This is a genomic window from Nonomuraea coxensis DSM 45129 (assembly GCF_019397265.1).
Classification (GTDB): Bacteria; Actinomycetota; Actinomycetes; order Streptosporangiales; family Streptosporangiaceae; genus Nonomuraea; species Nonomuraea coxensis.
Genome location: NZ_CP068985.1, coordinates 4,481,939 through 4,505,532 on the forward strand (window position 1 = coordinate 4,481,939; position 23,594 = coordinate 4,505,532).

At 71.9% G+C, this 23,594-nt stretch carries 24 protein-coding genes and 1 pseudogene; 13 read left to right on the forward strand and 12 right to left on the reverse strand.

From position 1 onward, the window contains the following. Positions 1-58: 58 nt before the first annotated feature. The gene (locus tag Nocox_RS20880; protein ID WP_020543568.1) at positions 59-514 is read right to left on the reverse strand and encodes a glycosyltransferase; all 456 of its coding nucleotides are present in this window, start codon (positions 512-514) and stop codon (positions 59-61) included. Positions 515-684: 170 nt separating this feature from the next. Next, positions 685-1,008, reverse strand: a complete 324-nt coding sequence (locus Nocox_RS20885; RefSeq protein ID WP_157383090.1) for a hypothetical protein — start codon at positions 1,006-1,008, stop codon at positions 685-687. Between the two features lie 30 nt (positions 1,009-1,038). On the opposite strand from Nocox_RS20885, the pseudogene Nocox_RS20890 reads away from it, so the two are divergent. Next, positions 1,039-1,179, forward strand: a pseudogene (locus Nocox_RS20890) (Lrp/AsnC family transcriptional regulator); the annotation flags it as partial. A gap of 102 nt (positions 1,180-1,281) precedes the next feature. On the opposite strand, the gene tnpA reads toward Nocox_RS20890, so the two are convergent. Beyond that, positions 1,282-1,707 carry an IS200/IS605 family transposase gene (gene tnpA / locus Nocox_RS20895; RefSeq protein ID WP_026214400.1) on the reverse strand — a complete coding sequence of 142 codons (426 nt, stop codon included), beginning with the start codon at positions 1,705-1,707 and terminating at the stop codon, positions 1,282-1,284. Between the two features lie 22 nt (positions 1,708-1,729). Here tnpA and Nocox_RS20900 point away from each other — a divergent pair, with 22 nt between their 5' ends. Together Nocox_RS20900 and Nocox_RS20905 are read left to right on the forward strand one after the other, a co-directional pair. Further along, a complete protein-coding gene (locus Nocox_RS20900) occupies positions 1,730-2,881 on the forward strand; it encodes an RNA-guided endonuclease InsQ/TnpB family protein (protein ID WP_219495641.1) in 1,152 nt (383 codons plus the stop codon). Between the two features lie 115 nt (positions 2,882-2,996). Further along, complete coding sequence (locus tag Nocox_RS20905) at positions 2,997-3,290, forward strand: Lrp/AsnC family transcriptional regulator (protein ID WP_020543212.1); 294 nt, start codon at positions 2,997-2,999, stop codon at positions 3,288-3,290. Between the two features lie 109 nt (positions 3,291-3,399). Here the strand turns inward: Nocox_RS20905 and Nocox_RS20910 are convergent, their stop codons facing one another. Together Nocox_RS20910 and Nocox_RS20915 are read right to left on the reverse strand one after the other, a co-directional pair. Further along, a complete protein-coding gene (locus Nocox_RS20910; RefSeq protein WP_020543211.1) occupies positions 3,400-4,809 on the reverse strand; it encodes an alpha/beta hydrolase domain-containing protein in 1,410 nt (469 codons plus the stop codon). A 108-nt stretch (positions 4,810-4,917) separates the two neighbouring features. Next, positions 4,918-6,102, reverse strand: a complete 1,185-nt coding sequence (locus Nocox_RS20915) for a DUF2786 domain-containing protein (protein ID WP_020543210.1) — start codon at positions 6,100-6,102, stop codon at positions 4,918-4,920. Positions 6,103-6,279: 177 nt separating this feature from the next. Here Nocox_RS20915 and Nocox_RS20920 point away from each other — a divergent pair, with 177 nt between their 5' ends. After that, positions 6,280-7,098 carry a GNAT family N-acetyltransferase gene (locus Nocox_RS20920; RefSeq protein WP_026214343.1) on the forward strand — a complete coding sequence of 273 codons (819 nt, stop codon included), beginning with the start codon at positions 6,280-6,282 and terminating at the stop codon, positions 7,096-7,098. 7 nt (positions 7,099-7,105) lie between these two features. Here Nocox_RS20920 and Nocox_RS20925 read toward each other — a convergent pair whose 3' ends face one another. The 6 genes from Nocox_RS20925 to Nocox_RS20950 form a co-directional block, all read right to left on the reverse strand. Beyond that, complete coding sequence (locus tag Nocox_RS20925; protein WP_033408992.1) at positions 7,106-8,218, reverse strand: CaiB/BaiF CoA transferase family protein; 1,113 nt, start codon at positions 8,216-8,218, stop codon at positions 7,106-7,108. Positions 8,219-8,278: 60 nt separating this feature from the next. Further along, on the reverse strand, positions 8,279-9,001 hold the full coding sequence (locus Nocox_RS20930; protein WP_020543207.1) for a TetR/AcrR family transcriptional regulator: 723 nt from the start codon (positions 8,999-9,001) through the stop codon (positions 8,279-8,281). Further along, on the reverse strand, positions 8,998-10,155 hold the full coding sequence (locus Nocox_RS20935; protein WP_020543206.1) for an acyl-CoA dehydrogenase family protein: 1,158 nt from the start codon (positions 10,153-10,155) through the stop codon (positions 8,998-9,000). The genes Nocox_RS20930 and Nocox_RS20935 overlap by 4 nt, the downstream gene beginning before the upstream one ends. Positions 10,156-10,236: 81 nt before the next feature. After that, positions 10,237-11,391, reverse strand: coding sequence for an acyl-CoA dehydrogenase family protein (locus tag Nocox_RS20940; protein ID WP_020543205.1), 1,155 nt, complete (start codon positions 11,389-11,391; stop codon positions 10,237-10,239). A 2-nt stretch (positions 11,392-11,393) separates the two neighbouring features. Continuing rightward, positions 11,394-12,548 (reverse strand): acetyl-CoA C-acetyltransferase, encoded by a 1,155-nt coding sequence (locus tag Nocox_RS20945; RefSeq protein ID WP_020543204.1) that lies wholly within the window; start codon positions 12,546-12,548, stop codon positions 11,394-11,396. 61 nt (positions 12,549-12,609) lie between these two features. Beyond that, on the reverse strand, positions 12,610-13,407 hold the full coding sequence (locus Nocox_RS20950; protein ID WP_026214342.1) for an SDR family NAD(P)-dependent oxidoreductase: 798 nt from the start codon (positions 13,405-13,407) through the stop codon (positions 12,610-12,612). 106 nt (positions 13,408-13,513) lie between these two features. Here Nocox_RS20950 and Nocox_RS20955 point away from each other — a divergent pair, with 106 nt between their 5' ends. From Nocox_RS20955 to Nocox_RS20970, 4 genes are read left to right on the forward strand one after another with little or no spacing between them, the layout of a single operon-like run. Then, on the forward strand, positions 13,514-13,966 hold the full coding sequence (locus tag Nocox_RS20955; RefSeq protein WP_020543202.1) for a MaoC family dehydratase: 453 nt from the start codon (positions 13,514-13,516) through the stop codon (positions 13,964-13,966). Further along, entirely contained in the window at positions 13,963-14,712 is a 750-nt protein-coding gene (gene fabG, locus Nocox_RS20960; RefSeq protein WP_020543201.1) for a 3-oxoacyl-ACP reductase FabG, read from the forward strand. Before Nocox_RS20955 ends, fabG begins: the two co-directional genes overlap by 4 nt. Next, the gene (locus Nocox_RS20965) at positions 14,709-15,464 is read left to right on the forward strand and encodes an enoyl-CoA hydratase/isomerase family protein (protein WP_020543200.1); all 756 of its coding nucleotides are present in this window, start codon (positions 14,709-14,711) and stop codon (positions 15,462-15,464) included. The genes fabG and Nocox_RS20965 overlap by 4 nt, the downstream gene beginning before the upstream one ends. Before the next feature lies 1 nt (position 15,465). Then, entirely contained in the window at positions 15,466-16,275 is an 810-nt protein-coding gene (locus tag Nocox_RS20970) for an enoyl-CoA hydratase/isomerase family protein (protein ID WP_020543199.1), read from the forward strand. 89 nt (positions 16,276-16,364) lie between these two features. Here the strand turns inward: Nocox_RS20970 and Nocox_RS20975 are convergent, their stop codons facing one another. Then, on the reverse strand, positions 16,365-17,393 hold the full coding sequence (locus tag Nocox_RS20975; protein ID WP_020543198.1) for an MBL fold metallo-hydrolase: 1,029 nt from the start codon (positions 17,391-17,393) through the stop codon (positions 16,365-16,367). Positions 17,394-17,485: 92 nt separating this feature from the next. Here Nocox_RS20975 and Nocox_RS20980 point away from each other — a divergent pair, with 92 nt between their 5' ends. The 5 genes from Nocox_RS20980 to Nocox_RS21000 all read left to right on the forward strand — a co-directional run bounded on the left by Nocox_RS20980 (position 17,486) and on the right by Nocox_RS21000 (position 23,584). Then, a complete protein-coding gene (locus Nocox_RS20980) occupies positions 17,486-18,280 on the forward strand; it encodes an enoyl-CoA hydratase/isomerase family protein (protein ID WP_020543197.1) in 795 nt (264 codons plus the stop codon). 156 nt (positions 18,281-18,436) lie between these two features. Next, on the forward strand, positions 18,437-20,080 hold the full coding sequence (locus tag Nocox_RS20985) for a class I adenylate-forming enzyme family protein (RefSeq protein ID WP_020543196.1): 1,644 nt from the start codon (positions 18,437-18,439) through the stop codon (positions 20,078-20,080). A 74-nt stretch (positions 20,081-20,154) separates the two neighbouring features. Further along, positions 20,155-21,852 carry a class I adenylate-forming enzyme family protein gene (locus Nocox_RS20990; protein ID WP_020543195.1) on the forward strand — a complete coding sequence of 566 codons (1,698 nt, stop codon included), beginning with the start codon at positions 20,155-20,157 and terminating at the stop codon, positions 21,850-21,852. Next, positions 21,849-23,093 (forward strand): aromatic ring-hydroxylating oxygenase subunit alpha, encoded by a 1,245-nt coding sequence (locus tag Nocox_RS20995; protein ID WP_020543194.1) that lies wholly within the window; start codon positions 21,849-21,851, stop codon positions 23,091-23,093. The genes Nocox_RS20990 and Nocox_RS20995 overlap by 4 nt, the downstream gene beginning before the upstream one ends. Next, positions 23,090-23,584 carry an aromatic-ring-hydroxylating dioxygenase subunit beta gene (locus Nocox_RS21000; RefSeq protein ID WP_020543193.1) on the forward strand — a complete coding sequence of 165 codons (495 nt, stop codon included), beginning with the start codon at positions 23,090-23,092 and terminating at the stop codon, positions 23,582-23,584. Before Nocox_RS20995 ends, Nocox_RS21000 begins: the two co-directional genes overlap by 4 nt. Positions 23,585-23,594: the final 10 nt, after the last annotated feature.

Consider the following 23,594-nt stretch of genomic DNA (forward strand, 5'->3'; position numbering starts at 1 on the left):
CGGCCGACGCGACCGATCAGCTGATGGCGTGGTCCGCGTCTCTTGACACTATCAGTCGCTATTTTTGTCCTAAAATTTCGCGATAGATCCTCAGATAGCTCGCCACCATGCGATCGGCGCTGAACCTGCGTTCCGCCTGCGCGCGGCAGCGCTCGCGGTCGATCGTCGCGATGCGCGCCACCGCGGTGACCGCCTCGTCGAGGGAGTCCACCAGGAAACCCGTCACACCAGGATCCACGACCTCGGCCATGGATCCGCGCCGGTAGGCGACGACGGGCGTGCCGCAGGCCATCGCCTCGACCACCGACAGGCCGAAAGGCTCGTCGAACGTGATGGGATGCAGCAGCGCGGCGGCGCCCCCAAGGACCCGGCCACGCCGCTCCGGCCCGACCGGGCCGAGGAAGCTGACCCGCTCGCCGTCGACCTTCGGCGCGATCTCTTCTTCGAAGTACCGCTCGTCCTGGACGATGCCGCGAAGAGCCCCTCGGCGAGCAGGCTCGTCACCTGTTCCCACGGGCCGTAATGGCGTGGAGGCGTGCGCCAGGCGATCGGTCCCAGCAGCGCTGTCCTCACGTGACGACGTCTTCGCTCCGGCGTACGTCTGGCATCGTGGCTGCTCTCCCCGAGGTGGCGTCCCGCAGGAAGGCGCCGCTGTGCCTCACCTTCCTGCCTTGCCCTGCCGAGTCAACGCCACGGCGGGCCGTCCGGAAACAACCGATGCCGCAAACGGCCATCACGACGGCTGATGACCCGCCGGGATGCGTATGGATGAAGCCGGTCGGTGAGATCTTCCAGGGCGGTCACATGCGCCGCGAGGCCGTCCGCCGCGTCCCGGTCGCTCGCGTCGCCGGTGAACAGCACCGTCATACCGGCCACCTCGCCGTCTCTGGTCACGGGATCGCTGAACCAGGTGACCGGGATGACGTATCCGTCACCGCGCAGGAAGCTGTCCACCTCGCGGGCGCTGGAGGCGGCCGGCTTCCCGGTCATCGAGATCGAGGCCGACAACGTCGAGTACGTGCCTACGACGGCGACCGGGTGGCCGGGCGCATCGGCCGCTGGCTGCAGTCAGATGCCCGGCTCTCCAACCGGGAACTCGCCCGGCAGCTCGGCATCGCCCCCTCGACCTGCCTGGAACGGGTGCGGTCACTCGCCCGCCGCGGTGTGATCAAGGGCTACCCTGGGTCGTCCGCAGTGCTCCGGCCTTCAGGCCGGGGGTGAAGCGGACTCTCCCGCGTAGCGGGGCGGGGAAAGCCGGATCGCCCCCGGGTGATCCGGCGTCTACCCGGCTCGGACGGGGCGGTTCTGTTGCTCGATGTACTGCCGCAGGACACTGATCGCGGCGCCGCCCACGCTTCCTGCGAAGTAGGAGCCCGACCACAGCTTGTTCGCCCGGTAGTAGTGGCGGGCCAGTTCGGGGAACTCGGTGCGCAGCCGCCTGGAGGACACCCCTTTCAGGGAGTTGACCAGGCGAGACAGCGCGACCTTCGGCGGGAAGTTCACCAGCGGGTGGGCGTGGTTGCTCTCGCCGTTGAACTCGGCCGGCTCGCACTCGAAGTCCGCGCACACCTCCCGCATGATCTGTTCCATGCGCTCCAGGTGCGTCCCGGTGAACACCCGATGCCGGAACTTTGTCACGAAAACCAAGTGTGCGTGCAGGACGAAAACGCAGTGTCTGCCTGTTCTGATATCGCCATGTTCACCCATAGGCCAATGGTATGATCATGGTGTGCGGCTTCGGTACAACTTCCGCCTCTACCCGACCGCCGGTCAGCGCCAGGCGCTGGCGCGGGCGTTCGGGTGCGCGCGGACGGTGTTCAACGACGGGCTGCGCTTACGGCAGGAGGCCCGGGAGCAGGGGTTGCCGTACGTCTCGGACGGGGACCTGTCCAAACTGGTGATCACGCAGGCGAAGCAGACGCCGGAACGGTCCTGGCTGGGCGAGGTGTCGGCGGTCGTCCTTCAGCAGGCGTTGGCCGACCTGAACACCGCGTACCGCAACTTCTTCGCCTCGATCTCCGGCAAGCGCAAGGGGCCGAAGGTGGCCGCGCCCCGGTTCCGGTCCAAGAGGGACAACCGGCAGGCGATCCGGTTCACCAGGAACGCCCGCTTCACGGTCACGGCGGGCGGGAAGCTGCGCCTGCCGAAGATCGGCGACGTGCCGGTGCGATGGTCTCGTGATCTGCCCGCCGAGCCCTCCAGCGTGACGGTCATCAAGGACGCGGCGGGGCGGTACTTCGCCTCGTTCGTGGTCGAGACCGGCGCAGATCCGTTGCCGCAGACGCCGGACGAGGTCGGTATCGACCTGGGGCTCACCCACTTCGCGGTGCTCTCAGACGGCCGGAAGATCGACAACCCGAGGTTTCTGCGCCGCGCCGGACGACGGTTGAAGAAGGCTCAGCGGGCCCTGTCCCGCAAGGCCAAGGGGTCGGCGAACCAGAAGAAGGCCGCGGCCCGGGTCGCCCGTGCTCACGCCAGGGTGGCCGACGCGCGCCGGGACTTCGCGCACAAGCTCTCCACGCAGATCATCCGCGACAATCAAGCGGTGTATGTGGAGGACCTGTGTGTGAAGGGCCTGGCCCGCACGAGGCTGGCCAAGAGCGTGCACGATGCGGGCTGGTCGCAGTTCGTGGCCATGCTGGAGTACAAAGCCGGACGGTACGGCCGCACCTTCGCCAAGGCCGGCCGGTTCTTCCCCTCCAGCAAGCTGTGCTCGGCGTGCGGCGCCGTGGCGGGCACGATGCCGCTGAGCGTCCGGTCGTGGACGTGCCCGTGCGGCGCGGTCCACGACCGGGACGTCAACGCCGCGATCAACATCCTCGCCGCCGGACGGGCGGAGAGGCTAAACGCCTGCGGAGGGACTGTAAGACCCGCCGCCTAGCGGAGGGCCGGACCCAGCGAAACAGGAAGCCACAGAGGTGCCGCACGTGCGGCACGGGCTGAATCGCCGACCTTCAGGCCGGAGAGCGCGTCAACACGCCGAGATCGACCCCGCCGTGCTGAACCGCGGCGTGCAGGCGATGGTCGCCGTGCAGGTCCGGCCGTTGAGCCGGGACGTCATCGACGCGTTCAAGGCGTCAGCCGCGAAGATGCCGGAGGTGCTCAGCGTCTTCGTCCTGTCCGGCGGCGACGACTTCCTGCTGCACGTCGGCGTGCCCGACCTCGACGCCCTGCACGCCTTCCTCCTCGACCGGCTGAGCAAACGCCGCGAGGTCACCGGCTTCCGCTCATCCGTGATCTTCCAGCAGGTCGGCAACCCGGCCCCGAGCCGCCTGGCCCCGTCCTCCTGAAGCGGCGAGGCGGGGGCGGCCAGAACGCCTGCCGCGGCCCCTTGGTGCAGGGGCCGCGGCAGTGGGGGCAGCAGAAGCCGTGGGTCCGCCCCGGGAAAGCTCAGAGCCGTCAGGGGATCGGGGTGGCGTGGGCCCGCGCGACGGCCTCGGCGTGGTCGGCGGGCAGGAGGTGGCCGGCGGCGAGGGACCGGTCGGCGGCCCGGGTGAAGGCGGTGACGTAGTCCTGCCGGGTGGGATAGAGCTGGAGCAACCGGGCACTGCTGAACGGGGTGGTGGAGCCGAGCAGCAGGCACGCGCCCGTGATCTCGCCGCCGCTGTTGGTCGGCCCGTAGGCGGCCAGCGGCGCGTCCAGGTCGGGCAGCCGCACGCCGCCGAGCGCGTTGCCGTCACCGTCGCGCCGGATGGTGCCGAGCAGCAGGCTGATCTGCGGCCCCGAGGGTGGCGCGCCCAGCCCGCGCACCCACCGGTCGAGGTGGTGGTAGGCGGCGTTGGACGCGTACCGCCAGGTCATGGCGTTGACCGGCCGGTCGCAGGAGATGGGACGCCCGTCGTTGATGGCGCGGTCGCGCGCGTTCTGGGCGTTGTACTGGGCCAGTCCGTACGCGTCGGCGTGCGCGGTGCCGGCGACCTCCCACGTCCGGATGCGGGCGCCGTCGGACTGGCGGGCGTCGGCGAACGTCCTGACGTCGGTCTCGGACTCGACCTGGAAGACGGGGACGGCGGTGTCGGTGCGGATCCTGGCGGTGAGGGGCAGGGCGATGACCCCGTCCCCGATGGGCGCGGCGCCGGCGCCCCGTCCGTGGATGAGGAACCCGTCATAGGCGGGGATGATCGGCTGGATCGCGTTCGCGAAGGTGGCCAGGCGTCCGGCGGACTGCGAGTGGCCCGCGGCCAGGACCTTCGCGGGCGCGCCCGTCCCCAGCAGCGCCGGCGCGTGCGCCCGCACCGCCTCGGCGGCCTGCGCGAAGATCGAGTACGACAACGCGTCCGAGGCCAGCGAGACCTGCCCGTAGCGGGCGGGGTCGAGGCTCCTGAGCTTGTCGGCGCCGACCTTCTGCGTGGTGACGCCGACGTAGGCGTACCCGGCGCGGGTGTACAACTCGTGCGACTGCGACCACTCCACGCCGATGTCCACCCCGAAGCTGACGTTCAGCCATTCCATGATGACGGTGCCGTTGAACCGGGCGGGGTCGGCCGGCCGCTCGACGAGCAGCCGGGTGGTGTACGCCTGGACGGTGCCGCTGCGGCGGGCACCCCACTGGCCGTTGGAGTACCAGGTGCCGGTCTTCTGGAAGGTGTCGGCGCTGCCGCTCATCAGGAACTCGCGCTCCTCGTACCCGCGGGCGGCGAGGTCGGTCACGGTGGCCCCGATGATCCTGCCCTGGCCCGCGCCGGCCGGGATCTCGGCGACGCTGACCGCCGCCGCATCCGCCCGCGCGGGGGCGGTGGGCAGCAGGAGGACCGCCGCCCCCCAGATGGCCACGGCCCGCGACAGGCCGTGGCGAAGTCGCTCGAACATGCTGGATCTCCTCCTCGGAGGACGGCGGCGGGGAACAGACGCCAGTCTCCGACGGGGGCCGCCCCCCGTGCATCGGGGAAATCACCAGTCAGGTCCGGGGAACAAGCGCTATCGGTCACGTGTCCCGAGGCTCGCCTGATCGGCGGCGGTACGGCCGGCCGCCCAGCCCTCCCGGTCCCAGGACGTGCGGACCGCGTGCGAGACCAGGTTCGGGAACATGCGCTCGACCGCCTGCTCCACCTGCTGTTCGCGGGCCGCCAGCACCGGCACCAGGTCGGCGCCCCTGCCGGCGCTCTCCTGCGCGACCGCGGCCGCCGTGGCCTCGGCGAGCCGCTCCCCGATCCTGGAGGCGAACGCCGACAGGAACGACTGGCGGAACGTCCTGTTCTTCGACCGGCCGGTGCCGTGCTTCCTGGTGCCCGTGTTCACCAGCGCGGTCTGCGCCTGCACCAGCAGCGAGGTGAACAGCATCTCCACCCACGACAGGTCCGCCGCGAACCCCAGCACGGTGGCGAACCCCAGCTCCTCGGACCAGATCACCCGGCACCTGTTGGCCTCGGCGACGAGGTTGAGCAGCACGGCCTTGGGCTGCTCGTACGGCGCGTCGATGCCGACCCGGATGCCTCCCGGGGCCTCACCCCCGCCTGGCTGCGCGTCGAGCATCGCCGCGTCGATGCTGTACTTCGCCATCAGGCTCTGCGCCGCCGACGTGAACGTCCGCGCCTCCGCCTCGTACGTCGTCGACTCCGCCTTGGCCAGCAGCGCCCGCACCCGCGCCAACGTCTTCTCGCTGACCGTGTGCGAGCGTGCCAGGACCGTACGGCGAGCGGCCCCCGGCGGCGGGCCCAACGACTCCAGCCGGGGCAGCCCGGTCAGCAACCCCAGCAGTTCCAGCACACCGGAGACGGTCACCAACCGGCCGGCCCCGTCGCGCGCCTGCCGCGCCGCCAGGTAGCCGCCCGTCCACCACACCGCGGCCTGCAGGCCGGCGAGCTGGCCGCGCCAGCGCTCATCCACCGTGGCCGGCGCGTAGCCGCGCAGCTCCCAGGCGATGAGGTCGGCCGCCGCCCGCCCGTGCCAGTCGCTCAGCCGCCTGGCCGCGATCCTGACCACGTCGGCGGGCTGCCAGCCGTTCCGCCACAACCCCGACACCGTACGGGTCACGACCTCCACCAGCACCCGATCGGCGTCGTCCCGGTCGGCCAGGAAGGCGGCGGCGGAGTCGAAGGCCGCCTCATCCGCACGCGCAAGCGCCTCCAACGCCGCGCCGATCAGCTCATCAGCCTTGCTCACACGTGCCGTCCACCCCTGTAGAAGGTCCGCCAGAACTTTACCGTGACGGAGCCTCCGTCCCTGCCCGCCCGCCGCGGCGGACGGCGGCAAGGTCCTGACCGGCCCCGGCTGTGCCGGCGGATCCAGCCAGGGCGGCCGGGGCTGGGCCGGAGCGGCCGGCGGAGTAGGTTCTTGCGCGTGACTGACATTCGACTTCTCGATCCGGCGGAACTGCCCCTGTGCCAGCGGCTGGAAAGCGATCGCGGGTGGTCCACCGACGAGGCCAAATGGCGGCTGATGTTCGAGGCAGGCGAGGTCTACGCCGTCGACGCGGCCGACGGCGACGGCCTGGCGGGGTGCGTGGTGGTGACCCGCTACGGTGACTCGCTGGCCGGCGTCGGCATGATGCTGGTCGCCGGCAGGTACGGCAGGCAAGGGCTCGGTACGCGGCTGATGGAGCACGCCCTGCACGTCGCCGGTGACCGCGTCGTGGAGCTGACCGCGACCCGGTTCGGGCGCCCCGTCTACGAGCGGCTGGGTTTCCGGCCCACGGGCAGCCTGACGATCACCATGGGCCCGATGGAGGGGGCGGCGTGCTCGCCCGGAGTCCGCGTGGCGACACCGGAGGACCACGCCGCGCTCCTCGACCTGGACGCCGAGGTCACCGGCGCCGACCGGAGCAGGGCGCTGACCGCGCTGCTGGCCACGGCCGAGCGTACGGTCGTCACCGACGGCGGCTTCGCCGTGGCCTGGAACGCCGGCCCGCACCGCGTCATCGGCCCCGTCGTCTCACCCTCGGAGGAAGCGGCCCGCGAGCTGATCCTGGCCGCCGCCCACGGCTCCGACCGCGACGTGCGGATCGACCTGCTGGACGCCTATCCGGGGCTGCGCCCGTGGCTCACCGGGCTGGGGCCCGCGGAGGGACCCGCGGCCCTGCCGACGATGGTCCACGGAGCCCGCCGCCACCCGGGCGACCGTGGGCGATACGTCGCGCCCATCCTCATCTCGATGGGCTGACCGGCCCTCAGCCGGCTGCGGCGTCGGCGACGCCCCACTCCTCCAGGACTTCGAGCGTGTGCCGGCCCGGCGCCGGCGGCGGCGTGCCCAGCGCGGTGGGCGTCCGGGAGAAGCGGGGCGCCGGGGCGGGCTGCAGCAGTCCCTCGTGCTCCACGATGGATCCACGCGCCTTGATGTGCGGATGGTCGGCGGCCTCGCGCAGGCTGACCACCGGCGCCACGCAGGCGTCGGACCCGGCGAAGACCGCCGACCACTCCGCCTGGCTCCTGCTCGCGAAGGCGGCCGCGAGCTTGTCGCGCAGAGCGGGCCAGTGCGCCTTGTCGTGCTGGCGCGCCGGGTCCTCGTCGAGCTCCAGCACGGCCAGCAGTTCCGCGTAGAACTTGGGCTCCAGCGCGCCGACGGCCATGTGCCGGCCGTCGGCGGTCTCGTACACCGCGTAGAAGGGCGCACCGCCGTCCAGCAGGTTGACGCCGCGCTCGTCCGCCCACGTGCCGGTGGCGAGCATCATGTGGGTGCCGGCCAGAAGGTGCGCGGTGCCGTCCACGATCGCGGCGTCGACGACCTGCCCCTGCCCGGAGCGGTCCGCCTCGCGCAGCGCCGCCAGCACGCCGATGACCAGGTAGTTGCCGCCCCCGCCGAAGTCGCCGAGCAGGTTGACCGGGATCTGCGGCGGCCCTCCCGCCGCGCCGATGGCGTGCAGGGCCCCGGTCAGCGCGATGTAGCCGATGTCGTGGCCCGCCTGCTGCGCCATCGGGCCGTCCTGCCCCCAGCCGGTCATCCGGCCGTACACCAGGCGGGGGTTGCGCGCGTGGCAGGCTTCGGGGCCCAGCCCCAGCCGCTCGGCGACACCGGGACGGTAGCCCTCGATGAGCACGTCGGCCACGGCCGCCATCGACAGCACGGCCGCCACCGCCTCGGGCCGTTTGAGATCGAGGACCACCGATCTCTTGCCGCGGTTCAGCAGGTCCAGGTGCTCCATGCCGGGGAAGAAGGCGCCGCCTCCTGGCCGGTCGACGCGCACCACGTCGGCGCCCAGGTCGGCCAGCATCATCCCGGCGAACGGGCCGGGCCCGATGCCGCCGAGTTCCAGCACTTTGACGCCGGACAGAGGACCGCTCATCGTCAACACTCCAGTCGGATCGGTCGTACGGACGGAAGAAGGGTGAGGAACCCCGGCGGGTCAGGACGTGCGACGGGTCGTTCCGCGCGCGGTGTCCCCGGCCTCGTCGGCCAGTTGTGATCGGCTGCTGAGGCCGTGCCGGACCAGGGACTGGGCGGTGCGGAGGACCGTCTCGTAGGTGTCGCGTCTGGGGTTCCACCACTCGGCCGCCCAGTTGAGCGCGCCGATGACGAGCAGCTGCGCGGTGCGGGCGTCGAGGTCGGGCCGCAGCCGGCCGTCCTCGTGGAGGTCCTGGAAGAGGTTGCGCCACAGCTTGCCGTAGGCGGCTTCCTCGGCGAGCTGCCGGGTGCGCAGGTGTTCGGGCATCTGTCCGGAGTTGCGGATCAGGGCCGTGGCGAAGTCGGACAGTTCGAGTTCGAGGTGCAGGTGGGCCTCGACGGCGGCGCAGATGCGGTCCACGGGGGTGGTGTCGTCGGGGAGTTCGTCGAGGACCTTGGTGACGTGTTCGCGGACGCGCTGGGCTCCGGTCCACATGACTTCCTCGATGAGTTCGTCACGGGAGCCGAAGTAGTAGTAGATGGCCGGTGCCTGCAGCTGGGCCTGGTCGGCGATGTCGCCGAGGCGGGTGCCCGCGTAGCCCTTGCGGCTGAGCACGTGCGCGGCCGCGTCGAGGATCCGCTCGCGGGTGCGGCTGGACTTGGAGGGGGCGTCGTCGGCCGGGGCCGCCCCGTCCCCGGCCTTCTGCCTGCGGGCCCTGCGCGCTGAGGGGTGTCCCGGCGTCAAAGGTCCAGGCCCCCTCGGCGGACGAGCTGGGAGGCGATGACGTTGCGCTGGATCTCGTTGGTGCCCTCACCGACGATCATGAGCGGGGCGTCGCGGAAGTAGCGCTCGACGTCGAACTCGGTGGAGTAGCCGTAGCCGCCGTGGATGCGGACGGAGTTGAGCGCGATCTCCATGGCCGTCTCGGAGGCGAAGAGCTTGGCCATGCCGGCCTCCATGTCGCAGCGCTGCCCGAGGTCGAGTCGTTCGGCGGCGTGCAGGGTGAGCTGGCGGGCGGCGGTGAGCTTGGTGGCCATGTCGGCGAGGTAGTTGCCGATCGACTGGTGCTTCCAGATCGGCTTGCCGAAGCTCTCACGCTCCTGCGCGTAGCGCAGCGAGTCCTCGAACGCGGCCCGGCCGACGCCGAGGGCGCGGGCGGCGACCTGGATGCGGCCGGTCTCCAGCCCCTTCATCATCTGGCCGAAGCCGCGGCCCTCGACGCCGCCCAGCACCGCGGAGGCGGGGGCGTGGTAGTCGTCGAAGGAGAGCTCGCAGCTCTCCACGCCCTTGTAACCGAGCTTGGGCAGGTCCTTGGAGACGGTCAGGCCGGGCCCGTGCTCGACGAGCAGGATGCTCATGCCGCTGTGCGTGGGCCGCGCGGCCGGGTCGGTCTTGCAGAGCAGGGCGATGAGCTGGGAGCGGCGGGAGTTGGTGATCCACGTCTTGGCGCCGTTGATCACGTAACCGTCGCCGGAACTCCGGGCCGTGGTGGTCATGGCCTGCAGGTCGGAGCCGCCGCCCGGCTCGGTGAGCGCCATGGTGGCGCGGACCTCGCCGGTGGCCATGCGCGGCAGGTAGCGCTGCTTCTGCTCCTCGGTGCCGAAGGCCGAGATGAGCTTGGCGACCACGGTGTGCCCGCCCATGGCGCCGGCCAGGCTCATCCAGCCGCGGGCCAGCTCCTCGGTGACCATCACGTAGCACGCGGTGGAGACGAGAACGTCCCCGTAGGGCTCGGGGACGGCGAGCCCGAAGATGCCGAGCCGCTTCATCTGCTCGATGAGCTTCTCCGGGTACTCGTCGGCGTGTTCCAGCTCGCGGGCCACCGGTCTGACCTCGCGGTCGACGAAGTCCCGCACGGTCTCCACGACCGCCTTCTCCTCTTCGGACAGTGCTGTCATCTCGGCTCCTCTCGTACTGCCGCTGCGCGGCTCCGAGGCCGCCTTGTGAATCTGGATGAGAAAGTGTGGTGGGGGCGAAGCTCAGGATCGCGCGGCGAGGTCCCGGCCGATGATCTCTTTCATGATCTCGGTGGTGCCGCCGTAGATGGTCTGGATCCTGGTGTCGGCGAAGGCCCGGGCGACGGGGTACTCCAGCATGTAGCCGTAGCCGCCGTGCAGTTGCAGGCACTGGTCGACCACGCGCTTCTGCAGCTCGCTGATCCACCACTTGCCCTTGGCCGCGTCCACGGGCGTCAGCTCGCCGGCGTTGTGGGCGAGCACGCACCGGTCGGTGTAGGCCTGGGCGATGTCCAGCTCGGTCTCCATCTCCGCCAGGGCGAAGCGGGTGGCCTGGAAGTCGCCGATCCGCCTGCCGAACGCCTCCCGCTGGAAACAGTAGTCCCGGGTCAGCTCGTAGACGGCACGGGCGCCCGTCATGGACTGCGCGATGATCCCCAGCCGCTCGCGGGCCAGATGGCTCATCAGGTAGCGCAGCCCCTGGCCCTCGGCGCCCAGCAGGTTCTCAGGCGGCAGCCGGACGTCCTCGAAGAACAGCTCCGCGGTGTCCTGGCCGTGGAGCCCGAGCTTGTCGAGCTGCCGGCCACGGGTGAAGCCGGGCATCCCGTCCTCGACGACGAACAGGCTGTACCCGCGCGAGCCCGCCTCCGGGTCGGTCCGGGCCGCCACGATCACCAGGTCCGCGGTGATCCCGCTGCTGATGAACGTCTTCTGCCCGGTGAGCAGCCAGGAGTCGCCGTCGCGCCGGGCGGCCGTCCGCATGCCCTGAAGGTCGCTGCCGGTGCCCGGCTCGGTCATCGCCAGCGCGCCGATCACGTCGCCGCCCGCGAACCCCGGCAGCCAGCGCCGCTTCTGCTCCTCGGTGGTGAGGTCCAGCAGGTAGTTCAGGACCAGGTCGTCCTGGAGTCCCAGGGTGACCGTGAAGGTCGTCGCGTGGACGCGGGCCACCTCCTCGCACACCACCATGCGGTAGCGGTAGTCCTGCACGCCGGCGCCGCCGTACTCCTCGGGGACCTCGAGCCCGGCGATGCCCTGCCTGCGGGCCGCGGCCAGGACGCCGCGGTCCATGCGGCGCTCCTCCTCCCAGCGCCGGTAGTGGGGGACCACCTCGCGGGCCAGGAACTCCCGAACCGTCTGCCGGTACTCCTCGTGGTCCTCGGTGTAGAGCTCTCGCCTCATGCTCAGCCCAGCCGCTCGATGATGGTCACGTTGGCCTGGCCGCCGCCCTCGCACATCGTCTGCAGGCCGTACCGGCCGCCGGTGCGCTCCAGCTCGTGCAGCAGCGTGGTCATGATGCGGGCGCCGGAGGCGCCGAGGGGGTGGCCGAGCGCGATCGCGCCGCCGTTGACGTTCACGCGGGCGGGGTCGGCGCCGATGTGCTTCTGCCAGGCCAGCACCACGCTGGCGAACGCCTCGTTGACCTCGGCGAGGTCGATGTCGCCGATGGTGAGGCCGGCCTTGCGCAGGGCGTGCTCGGTCGCCGGCAGCGGCGCGACGAGGAGGTTGACCGGGCTGGCGCCGCGCACCGACAGGTGGTGGATCCGGGCCCTCGGCACCAGGCCGTGCTCCTTGACGGCCCGCTCGGAGGCGATCAGCATCGCGGCGGAGGCGTCGGAGATCTGGCTGGAGACCGCCGCGGTCAGCCGTCCGCCGGGGGCCAGCGGCTTCAGCCCCGCCATCTTCTCCAGCGTCGTGTCGGCGCGGGGTCCCTCGTCGTGCTCCACCCCTTCGCAGACGAGGATCTCCCGGGCGAAGCGGCCCTCCTCGCGTGCCGTGAGGGCGCGCCGGTGGCTTTCCAGGGCGAAGCGCTCCATGTCCTCGCGGGAGAAGCCCCACTCCTCGGCGATCGTCTCGGCGCTGCGGAACTGGGAGATCTCCTGGTCGCCGTAGCGCGCCTGCCAGCCCTTGCTGCCGGTCCACGGGTCGACCGCCCCGTACGGCTCGCCCGCGGCGAACGACGACAGGATGGGGAACTGGCTCATCTTCTGCACGCCGCCGGCGATGACCAGGTCGGTGGTCCCGCTCATCACGGCCTGGGCGGCGAAGTGGACCGCCTGCTGCGACGAGCCGCACTGCCGGTCGATGGTGACGCCGGGGACGGACTCGGGCAGCCCGGCGACGAGCGCCGCGGTGCGGGCGATGTCGCCGGCCTGCGAGCCGATGGCGTCGATGCAGCCGTACACGACGTCCTCGATCGCCTCGGGGTCGACGTCGTTGCGCTCGACGAGCGCCCGGATCGGCGCGGCACCGAGATCGGCGGGGTGGACGCCGGCGAATCCGCCGCCGCGCCGGCCGGTGGCGGTCCTGACGGCATCGACGATGTAGGCCTCGGGCATGTCTTCCTCCATGTACGGGATGATTGGGGAGATTGAGGGGATCGGGCGGCAGGGGCGATGCTCAGGGCATCGCGTAGCCGCCGCTGACCGAGATCACCTGGCCGGTCACCTGGCGGGCGGCGGCGGGGGAGGCGAGCCAGAGCACGGCGCCGGCGATGTCCTCGGCGGTGGTCAGCCGGCGCAGCGGCGTGGCCTTGAGCATGTGGTCGACCTGCCGCTCGTTGAAGATCGCGTCCTGGCCGCCCGCCCACAGGCTGGTGGCGCCCACGGCCTCCGGCCCCTGCGGGATGACCAGGCCGGGGCACACGACGTTGGCGCGGACGCCGTGCCGGCCGTGCTCCTTGGCGGTGGTCCTGGCCAGGGCCACGATCCCGGCCTTGGAGGCTCCGTAGACCCCCTGGCGGATCTCGCCGAACGCCGCGTCGCTGGCGATGTAGACGAGGGCTCCGGCGCCGGCCTCGCGCATGGGCGCGAGCGCGGCCTGGGTGCCTTCGATCGCGGCGAACAGGTTGACCTCGAAGGTGCGCTGCCACTGCGTCCGGTCGGTGTGCTCGGCGATGAACCCCGGGATGCTGATGCCCGCGTTGCTCACCAGCGCGTCGATGCCGCCCCAGAGCTCCAGGACGCGGCCGACGGCGCGGGCGGCGGCTCCCTCTCCGGCCAGGTCGGCCTGGACCACCTCGGCGGCGGCGGCGCCGCGCTCCAGCGCCTCGCCGCGGACCCGGGCGGCCTGCTCGCCGTCGAGGTCACAGATGGCGACCCGGGCGCCTTCCGCGGCGAACCCGTGCACGATCCCCCGGCCGATGTTGGAGGCGCCCCCGGTCACCAGGACTCGGGCGCCCGCGAGACCAAGATCCATGCAGCTGCTCTCCTTCGTACCGGGATCGGACCGGTTGTCGTCAGTTTCTTATTTAATCTAGATTAGAACACGGTACGCGAGGTGCAGCACCCACCAGGAGGAAAACTTGAGGATCTTCACCACCCTGGACGAACTCGTCGAGGCGCGCGGCGAGACACTGGGCACCAGTGACTGGCTCACGGTCGAGCAGGAGCGCGTCGACGGGTTCGCCGACGCGACCGGCGACCACCAGTGGATCCACGTCGACGTGGAGCGGGCCAAGGACGGCCCCTTCGGGGGCACGATCGCGCACGGCTTCCTCACGCTGTCGCTGCTCCCGGTCTTCTTCCAGCAGATCTACCGGGTCGACGGGGTCCGGATGGCGGTCAACTACGGGCTCAACAAGGTGCGCTTCCCCGCGCCCGCCCGGGTGGGCGCCAAGCTCCGGGCCACCTCCCGGCTCGTGGAGGTCACCCCGATGGACGGCGCGGTCCAGGCGGTGCTGTCCACGACCATCGAGGCCGAGGGCGGGCAGAAGCCGGTGTGCGTGGCCGAGTCGGTCGTGAGGTACTTCGCATGACCGGCACGGGACTGGTCGCGGGGCGCACCGCGATCGTGACGGGGGCCGCGCGGGGGATCGGGCTGGAGATCGCCCGCCTGCTGCGCGAGCACGGCGCCCGGGTGGTCCTGGCCGACCGGGACGCCGAGGAGGCGGCCGCCGCGGCGGCCGGGCTCGGCGACGAGGAGTCGGTGTGGTCGCGTGCCTGCGACGTCACCGACGAGGCCCAGGTCGACGCCCTGGTCACCGAGACGGTGGAGCGCTTCGGAGCGCTGCACGTCATGGTCAACAACGCGGGCATCACCAGGGACGCCTCCCTGAGGAAGATGACCACGCAGGACTTCGACGCGGTGATCGGCGTCCATCTGCGCGGCACCTGGCTGGGCGTGCGCGCGGCCTCCGCGGTGATGCGCGAGGCCGGGACCGGCTCGATCATCAACATCTCCTCCCTGTCCGGCAAGTCCGGCAACCCCGGGCAGACCAACTACAGCGCGGCCAAGGCCGGCATCGTCGGCCTGACCAAGGCCGCGGCCAAGGAGCTGGCCCATCGCGGCGTCCGGGTCAACGCCGTCCAGCCTGGGCTGATCCGTACCGCCATGACCGAGGCGATGCCGCCCGACGTCTTCGCCGCCCGTGAGGCCGACATCCCGATGAAGCGGGCCGGCGAGCCGCGCGAGGTCGCGGGCGCGGTCCTGTTCCTCGCCTCGGACCTGGCGAGCTACATGACCGGCGCGGTGCTCGAGGTCGGCGGCGGGAGGCTCATGTGAGCGGGGTGGTGCTGACCCGGGTGGACGGTGCGGTGGGGCACGTGGTGCTCAACCGCCCTGAGGCGATGAACGCCATCACCGTCGAGCTCGGCCGCGAGCTGGAGGAGGCGCTGGTCCGGCTCGCCGGGCAGGCCGGCGTCATCGTGGTGCGCGGGGCCGGAGGCAACTTCTCCGTCGGCGGGGACTTCCACGAGCTCGAACGGCTGCGCGCCGGGGGCCGGGAGGCGATGCGGCCGCTGTTCGAGCACTTCGGCCGGGCCTGCGCCGCCATCCCCGGGCTCCCGGTGCCGGTCGTGGCCGTGGTCGAGGGATACGCGATGGCGGGCGGGTTCGAACTGATGCAGGCCTGCGACATCGTGCTGGTGCACGAGAACGCCAAGATCGCCGACAACCACGCCCGGTTCGGGCAGGTGCCCGGCGGGGGGAGCACCCAGCGGCTGCCCCGGCTGGTCGGGCGGCAGCGCGCCCTCGCCCACATCCTCACCGGCGAGCGACTCACCGCGGCCGAGGCCGTCGCATGGGGGCTGGCCTACCGCGCGCTGCCCGCCGACGGCTTCGACGAGGCGGTGGCCGCGTTCGTCGCGAAGCTGGCCGGCCGTGACCGTGACGCCGCGCGGCGCGTCAAGCACCTGGTGCACGCCGGCCTGGAACTGCCTCCGGCCGAAGGGCTCGCGCTGGAGCTGGAGACCGTGCTCGACCATCTCGGCGAGGCGGCCGCGGCCGCGGGCATCGCCGCCTTCAAGGGAGCCTGACGTGACACGCGAACTGATCGGCTCCGGCCCGGTGCTGCTGGACCTCGACGACGACGGGGTGGCCCGCCTGCGGCTCAACCGCCCGGAGGCCTCCAACGGGATGGACGTGCCGCTCCTGCAGGGGCTCTACTCGGCGGTCATGCGCTGCCACGGCGAGCCGGACGTGCGCGCGGTGCTGCTCACCGGGGAGGGGAAGAACTTCTGCGCCGGCGGCGACGTCAAGACCTTCGCGGCCAAGGGCGAGGCCCTGCCCGACTACCTGCGCGAGGCCACCTCGTGGCTGCAGATCTCGACCTCGGCGCTGATGCGCCTGCAGGCCCCGGTGATCGCCGCCGTGCACGGCTTCGCCGCGGGCGGCGGCGGGTTCGGCCTGGTGTGCGCGGCCGACCTGGTGATCGCCGCCGACTCCGCGAAGTTCCTGGCCGGAGCCACCCGGGTGGGCATGGCGCCCGACGGCGGCGTCTCCGTCACGCTCAGCCGGCTGGTCGGCCTGCGCAAGGCGATGGAGATCGTGCTGACGAACCCGGTGCTCACCGCCGCCGAGGCCCTGGAGATCGGCCTGATCAGCCGGGTCGTCCCCGCCGGCACCCTGGCCGACGAGGGGCTCGCGCTGGCCCGGGAGCTCGCCGGCGGCGCCCCCAAGGCCCTGGCGGCCGCCAAGCGCCTGATCTGGGACGGTCTCGGGGCGAACGTCGAGGCCAGGCTGCCCGAGGAGGCCCGCACGGTCGCCGAGCTCTCCGGGACGCGGGACGCGCGCGAGGGCCTGGCCGCCGTCATCGAACGCAGAAGCCCACGCTTCACCGGCCGCTGACGCCCGCCCGGTGAGGGCGGGCTGACCGGCCGCCACGCGGCGGTCGCGGTCAGGACGGCGCGCAGGTCCTCAGGACGGCGCGCAGGTCCTCAGGACGGCGCGTAGGTCCGGACGCCGTCCTGGTCGGCGGCGGCGAGCACGCCCTGGTCGGCGAGGACGTCCAGATGGGCGTCGGTCTCCAGCACGGCCAGCATCTGCCCCATCACGTCGAGGTCGTCCAGCCTGCGCGCGCGGCGGGTCCACGGCAGCGCGGCCGCCACCTCGTACGCCGTCCGCGCCCCGGACCTCACCTCGCGGGCGGCGGCCTCCAGCCGCTCCTCGTGATGGACCAGCAGCTCCTCGACCCGGGTGTGGACGCTGGGGGTGACCGGCCCGTGCGCGGGCAGCAGCAGCGCGTCGGGCATCCCCTGGAGCAGCCGGAGGGAGTCGAGGTAGCTGCGCAGCGGCTTGGCCGAGGGGACGACCTCCAGCCCGAGGGACGGGGTGATGTGCGGGAGCACGTGGTCACCGGCGAAGAGCAGGCCGGCCGCGGCGTCGCGCAGCACGACGTGCCCCCTGGTGTGCCCGGGCGTGGCCAGCACGTCGAGCTCGACCGCTCCGAGACGGACCCGCTCGCCGTCGTCCAGCCAGCTGTCGGGGAACTGCCACGGCATGTCCCGCTCGTGGGAGGAGAGCTCCAGGGTGGCGACGCGGCCGGCGAGCGCGGGGGCGCCGCAGGCGCGCAGCAGCTCGATCTGGCGGGGGTAGAGGCCCTTCGCGGGGTCGAACGCCTCGACGCAGGGGCGTTCGCCGCGCCCGAGCCGCACCCGGGAGCCGAACGCGCCGCGCAGCGCCAGGGCCTGGGAGTAGTGGTCCCAGTGGGCGTGGGTCACCAGGACGCAGGCGACGTCCGCCAGGTGGTGCCCGAGCGTGGAGAGGGCGTGGGCCAGCGACTTCTCGGTCTCCGGCATGGCCCAGCCGGAGTCGATGACCACCGGCCCCTCGGGGCTCTCGATCACGTAGGCGTTGACCGCGTGCAGGTCCTTGGAGGGCAGCGGCAGCGGCACGCGGTGCACTCCCGGCTTCACCAGGTGGGCGCCCGGCTCGGTCCAGTCCTCGGGCTGCTCGCCGATCGTCATGGGCGTCTCCTCACTGCTGGGGTCTTGTCTCGCGGTCCTGGTCACAGCTACTCTATTATTTGAAATTAGATTCAAAAACCTGGGTAGGCAATATGTCGCAGAAGGCGGAGGCCGGCGATGCCTGCGTTCTCGTCGCGGATCGCGGTGCCGTACGGGTGCTGACACTCAACCGGCCCCGCCGGCGCAACGCCATCGACCTCGAACTGCGGGTCGTGCTGGCCGAGCGGATCGAGGAGGCGATGGCCGACGCCGGGGTGCGGGTGATCGTGCTGACCGGGGCGGGAGGCGTCTTCTGCTCCGGCGGCGACATCTCGACCATGAGCCGCCAGCCCGCCGAGCGGACCCGCCCGCGGGCGGAGGCCGCGCAGCGCATCGTGCGCGCGATCTGGTCCGGCCCCAAGCCCGTGCTCGCGGCGGTCGAGGGCTTCGCCTTCGGGGCCGGCGCGGCGCTGGCTCTGGCCTGCGACCAGGTGGTCGCCGCCTCGGACGCCACGTTCAACCCGACGTTCACGCGCGTGGGGCTCGCCGGTGACCTCGGCGTCTTCTGGTCCCTGCGCCGCCGTGCCGGGCTCGCCGCCGCGCGACGGCTGCTCATGCTGCCCCGGGCGGTCGGCGGAGCCGAAGCGGTGGAGATGGGGCTGGCCGACGTCCTGGCCGAGCCCGGTGCGGCGCTCGAGACCGCGCTGGCGGACGCCGAGCGGCTCGCCGCCGGGCCGCCGCTGGCTCTCGCCGCCATCAAGGAACTGCTCGTCGCGGGGCCGTCCGACCCCTACGAGGTGCTCGCGCGCGAGGTCGACAACCAGGTTCGCCTGTTCGACACCGACGACTTCGCCGAGGGGGTGGCCGCCTTCCACGAACGCCGCCCGCCGATCTTCCGCGGCAGGTAGCACCGTCCCGGCCGCAGGGGCGCTCCACGGCGACGGCCGCAGACGACCCCTTATTTTTTTAATTCGAATTATGTAACCTGAGTCACCCTCGCCCGCCGGCCCTTGTCGCCGGTGCTCCTGCGGCGTGGGTAGCTTCGTACCAGGAGGGTGTGACCTGTGACCACTGACCGCAATGCCGGCTCGACGGTGGCGCTGCCGCTCAGCGAGTCCCTGTGGCCGCGCGACACCAGCGTGGCCCTGATCGATCACACCGTCGGCTCCCTGCTCGCCGAGCGGGCCCGTACCCATGCCGGCACCCTCGCCCTCGTGGGTCACGCGCACGGCACGGGGGAGGAGCGCCGGCTCAGCTACGCGCAGCTGTACGCCGAGGCGCGGCGGGTGGCCGCCGGCCTGGCGAAGCTGGCCGAGCCGGGCGAGCACGTCGCGATCTGGGCGCCCAACGTCGTGGAGTGGCCGATCATCGAGTACGGCGCCGCGCTGGCCGGCGTGGTCCTGGTGGCGCTGAACCCGGTGCTGCGCCCCGACGAGCTCCGCTACGCGCTGAACCACTCGCGTGCCGTGGTGCTGCTGCACGCCGACCGCAGCCGCGACTACGACCTGGCCGCGGTCGCGTCCGAGGTCGCCCCCGGCTGCCCCGCGCTGCGGCACACGATCAGCCTCTCCGACCGGGAGCGCTGGACCGCCGAGCCGGGGGACTGGTCCGGTCCGGAGATCGACCCGGACTCCGCGGTCATGCTGCAGTACACCTCGGGCACGACCGGCAGGCCCAAGGGCGTCCTGCTGTCGCACCGGGCCCTGGTCAACGTGGCGAAGCTGACCGTGGAGACCGCCGAGGTGCCCGCCGGGGCGGTGTGCGCCGCGCCGCTGCCCATGTTCCACACCGCCGCGTGCGTGATCTCCACGCTCGGGCCGCTGTGGCTGGGCGGCACCATGCTCCTGGTCGAGAAGTTCGAGCCCGCCGGGGTGCTGCGCCTCATCGAGCGGGAGGGGGCCACGGTCCTGTTCTACGTGCCGACGATCCTGATCGCCGTGCTGGAGGCCGCCCGCGCCGGAGCGGGGCCGACGCCGCGGCTGACCGCCGTGGTGGGCGGCGGGGCGAACGTCCCCGGCCCGGTGATCGACGCCGTCGCGCGGGAGTTCGGCGCCTCGGTGCACAACCTGTTCGGGCAGACCGAGCTGGCCCCGGTGCTCACCCTGACCCGCAAGTCGGACACGCCCGAGGACCTGGTCACCACCGTGGGGCGGCCCATACCGCAGGTCGACTGCAAGATCGCGGACCCGGTCACCGGAGAGGTGCGGCCGCTGGGCGTCGAGGGCGAGATCTGCGCCCGCGGCTACCAGCAGATGATCGAGTACTTCGACGACCCCCAGGCGACCGCGCTGGCCGTCGACGCCGAGGGCTGGGTGCACACCGGCGACCTCGGCACCATGGACGATCGGGGCGTCGTCACCGTCACCGGCAGGCTCAAGGACCTGATCATCCGTGGCGGCGAGAACATCGCCCCGGCCGAGATCGAGTCGTGCCTCATGGCGCACGAGGCCGTGGTGGACGCCGCGGTCGTGGGCGTCCCGGACGACCGGTGGGGGGAGACGGTCGGCGCGGCGGTCGTGCTGCGCGCGCCCGCGAGCGCGGAGCTCAAGGAGGAGCTGGCCGCCCACTGCCGGGCGCGGCTGTCGCCGTACAAGGTGCCGCAGCACTGGTACTTCACCGAGGGCCTGCCGCTCACCGCGACCGGCAAGACGCACAAGCCCACGCTCAGGTCGTCCATCGCGGACGGCGTGCTGAAGCCGGCCGGCTGACCGGCGTCCGTGCGGGGATCCGCACGCCTTGACGAATTAATCTAATTAAGATTAAATAATTCTAGGAGGGTCACGTGATTCCGAGTGTCGACGAGCGCAGGGCGTCGCTGAGCGAGCGGTTCCCCGAGTGGACGCCGCTCACCCTGGATGCCCGGCTCGACCGCTGCGCGGCGGAGTACGGCGAGCGCCCCTTCGTCCTGACCGACGATCGGACCCTGACCTACGCCGAGACCGCCGCCTGGGCCGCCCGGCTGGCCGACGGCCTGGTCGCGCTCGGGGTCCGCCCCGGTGACCGGGTCGGCCTGCTGATGGCCAACTACCTCGAGTTCGTCCCGCTGAAGTTCGCCATCGCGCGGGCGGGCGCCGTGGCGATCCCGTTCAACTACCTGTACCGGCAGGAGGAGCTCGCGTACGTCCTGGCCCAGTCCCAGTGCAACGCGCTGATCAGCATGACCGGCTTCGCCGGGCTCGACTACCTGGAGATGCTCGACGGCGTCGCCCCCGGCTGGGACGGCGGCGGCAGCGAGGCGCTGCCCGACCTGAGGAGCGTCGTGCTGCTGGCGACCGACGGCCGCACCTGTGAGGGCGTCCTCACCGTGGACGGTCTCGGCGAGCTCGGCGGGCGCAACCCCGGCGCCGCCGCGCCCGGTCTGCGGGCCCCGGACGACCTCGGCGACATCCTCTACACCTCCGGCACCACCGGCTCGCCCAAGGGCGTCATGGTGACCCACGACGCGGTGCAGCGCACGGGCTACGCCTCCGCGCTGAGCAGGGCGTTCGAGGACGGCCGCCGCATCCTGTTCTCGCTGCCCTGCTACCACATGTTCGGCTACGTCGAGGGCCTGCTGGCGGCCATGATGGTGGGCGGGGCGATCATCCCGCGGACCGCCTTCAGCCCGGCCGACTACTTCGAGGCCATCGAACGCCATCGGGCCACCGAGATCCTGTGCGTGCCCACCATGACGGTGGCCCTCCTGGAGCACCCCGACCGGCTCAAGCGCGACCTGTCCTCGCTCTTCTCCGTGCTGTCCGGAGCCGCGCCCTCCCCGGTGTGGCTGTGGGAGAAGGTCCGGGCCGAGCTCGGCGTCACCGAGGTGGTCACCGGCTACGGCATGACCGAGTGCGGCGGCGCCATGACCATGTCCCTGCCGGAGGACCCGCTGGAGCGGGCCTCGGACACCGTGGGCCGGCCCAAGCTCGCCGGCGTGGCCGGGATGCCCGGAGACCTCTGCGTCTACAAGACGGCCGACCCGCTGACCGGCGAGTTCCTGCCGGCCGGCGTCGAGGGCGAGCTGGTCTCCACCGGGCCGACGCACATGCTCGGCTTCTGGAACAAGCCGGAGGAGAGCGCGCTCGCGCTCCGCGACGGCTGGGTCTTCTCCGGCGACCTCGGCATCGTCCGCGAGGACGGCTACCTCCAGATCACCGGCCGCAGCAAGGAGCTCTACAAGAGCGGCGGCGAGCTGGTGATGCCCAAGGAGATCGAGGACCTGCTCACCGCGCTGCCGGGCGTCAGCCAGGCCTACGCCATCGGCGTGCCCGACGACAGGTGGGGCGAGACCGGGTGCGTGTGGGTCGTCCCCGAGCCGGGCGCGACGCTCGACGCCGGCGAGATCATCGCGTTCTGCAAGGAGAACCTGGCCCGGTTCAAGGTGCCCAAGCACGTCTTCTTCGCCGAGCCGTCGGAACTGCCGGCGACCCCCACCGGCAAGATCCAGAAATTCCGGCTTGTCCAGCAGGCCAAGGAACGCATCGAAGGAGGCACGTCGTGACCGTCCAGTACTCGGAGCTGATCCAGCCCGAGAGGGTGCACGGTTCGCTGTACACCGACCAGGACATCTTCGCCGAGGAGCTCCAGAGGATCTGGTACCGCACCTGGGTGTGCGTCGGCCACGTGAGCGAGGTCGCCCGGCCCGGCGACTACGTCCGCAAGAAGGTCGCCTCCCAGGACGTCATCATGACCCGGAGCAAGGACGGGGAGGTGAGCCTGCTGCTCAACCGGTGCGCGCACCGGGGCAACCTGGTCTGCGAGGACCAGCGGGGCAACTCCAGCACCTTCCGCTGCCCGTACCACGGCTGGACCTACCGCAACACCGGCGAGATGCTCGGCTACCCCTACAACCAGGGCTACGGCGGCAAGGGCAAGCTGTCACTGAACCTCGGCCGGGTGCCGCGGGTGGACACCTACCAGGGGTTCGTGTTCGCCAGCTTCGCCGCCGACGGCCCGAGCCTCAAGGAGCACCTCGGCGCCGCGGCGGGCGAGCTCGACCGGCTGGCGAGGCTCTCCCCGGAGGGGGAGATCGAGCTCACCGCCGGCTGGCTCCAGCACCGCGCCAAGGCCAACTGGAAGCTGCTGGTCGAGAACGAGACCGACGGCTACCACCCGCAGTTCGTGCACGGCTCGGTGTTCAGCGTCACCGGCAGCCACATCGGGACCCTCTACAGCGACAAGTCGGCCGCGGTCACCCGCGACCTCGGCGGCGGCCACAGCGAGAACGACCTGCGCCCGGAGTTCCGCAAGATGGAGCCGATGAACTGGTTCGGCACGTCCGAGGCCAGGGTGCCCGACTACGTCGCGAAGATGCGCGCGCTCCACGGCGAACAGGCCGAGGAGATCCTCATCGAGGGCGCTCCGCACGTCATGGTCTTCCCCAACCTGTTCGTCGCCGAGATCAGCGTCTTCATGATCAACCCGGTGGCCGTGGACGAGACCGTGCAGAACGTCACCGCCGTCCAGCTCAAGGGCGCGCCGGAGATGAACCGGCGGCTGCTGTCGCAGTGCATCGGCTCGGTGGGACCGGCGGGCATGCTGCTGGCCGACGACTCGGAGATGTACGAGCGCAACCAGCGCGGCGTGGCCGCGCGGGTGCCCGAATGGCTCGACATCCGGCGCGGCGCGCACCGCGAGCGCATCGACGAGAACGGCTTCCGGATCGGCGCCGCCAACGACGAGACCGGGATGCGCGGCTTCTGGTCCCACTACCGGAGCCTGATGGAAGGGAAGGCGCGATGAGCGGCGTGGCCGGGCACATCGGCCTGGACGTCCGTGAGGCCGAGCGGTTCCTCTACCGGGAGGCGCGGCTCGCCGACGAGCACGACTACGACGGGTGGGAGGCGCTGTGGACCGACGACGCGCTCTACTGGGTGCCCGCCGGGGGTGACGACACCGATCCCGAGCGGCAGATGTCGGTCATCTACGACAACCGCCACCGGATCGCCACCCGGATCAAGCAGTTGAAGACGGGCAAGCGCTACGCCCAGTCGCCGCCGTCCAACCTGCGGCGGCTCATCTCCAACGTCGAGATCGTCACGGTCGAGGGCACCGACACCGTCGTCGGGGCCAACTTCCTGATCGTCGAGTCGCGCGAGCGGGGCACCACCATGTGGGCCGGGCGCGCCACCTACCGGCTGCGCCGCGCCGGCGACGACATCAGGCTCGCCTACAAGAAGGTCGTCCTGGTGGACAGCGCGCAGGCGCTCTTCACCCTGGCGTTCCTCATCTGAGGGGTCACAG

Excerpts from the sequence above, each read along its gene's own strand:
- Nocox_RS20945 (WP_020543204.1), bottom strand. The coding sequence starts at position 12,548 with ATGCCCGAGGCCTACATCGTCGATGCCGTCAGGACCGCCACCGGCCGG.
- Nocox_RS20925 (WP_033408992.1), bottom strand. The coding sequence starts at position 8,218 with ATGAGCGGTCCTCTGTCCGGCGTCAAAGTGCTGGAACTCGGCGGCATC.
- Nocox_RS21000 (WP_020543193.1), top strand. The coding sequence starts at position 23,090 with ATGAGCGGCGTGGCCGGGCACATCGGCCTGGACGTCCGTGAGGCCGAG.
- Nocox_RS20935 (WP_020543206.1), bottom strand. The coding sequence starts at position 10,155 with ATGACAGCACTGTCCGAAGAGGAGAAGGCGGTCGTGGAGACCGTGCGG.
- Nocox_RS20980 (WP_020543197.1), top strand. The coding sequence starts at position 17,486 with ATGTCGCAGAAGGCGGAGGCCGGCGATGCCTGCGTTCTCGTCGCGGAT.
- Nocox_RS20910 (WP_020543211.1), bottom strand. The coding sequence starts at position 4,809 with ATGTTCGAGCGACTTCGCCACGGCCTGTCGCGGGCCGTGGCCATCTGG.
- Nocox_RS20975 (WP_020543198.1), bottom strand. The coding sequence starts at position 17,393 with ATGACGATCGGCGAGCAGCCCGAGGACTGGACCGAGCCGGGCGCCCAC.
- Nocox_RS20940 (WP_020543205.1), bottom strand. The coding sequence starts at position 11,391 with ATGAGGCGAGAGCTCTACACCGAGGACCACGAGGAGTACCGGCAGACG.
- fabG (WP_020543201.1), top strand. The coding sequence starts at position 13,963 with ATGACCGGCACGGGACTGGTCGCGGGGCGCACCGCGATCGTGACGGGG.
- tnpA (WP_026214400.1), bottom strand. The coding sequence starts at position 1,707 with ATGGGTGAACATGGCGATATCAGAACAGGCAGACACTGCGTTTTCGTC.
- Nocox_RS20950 (WP_026214342.1), bottom strand. The coding sequence starts at position 13,407 with ATGGATCTTGGTCTCGCGGGCGCCCGAGTCCTGGTGACCGGGGGCGCC.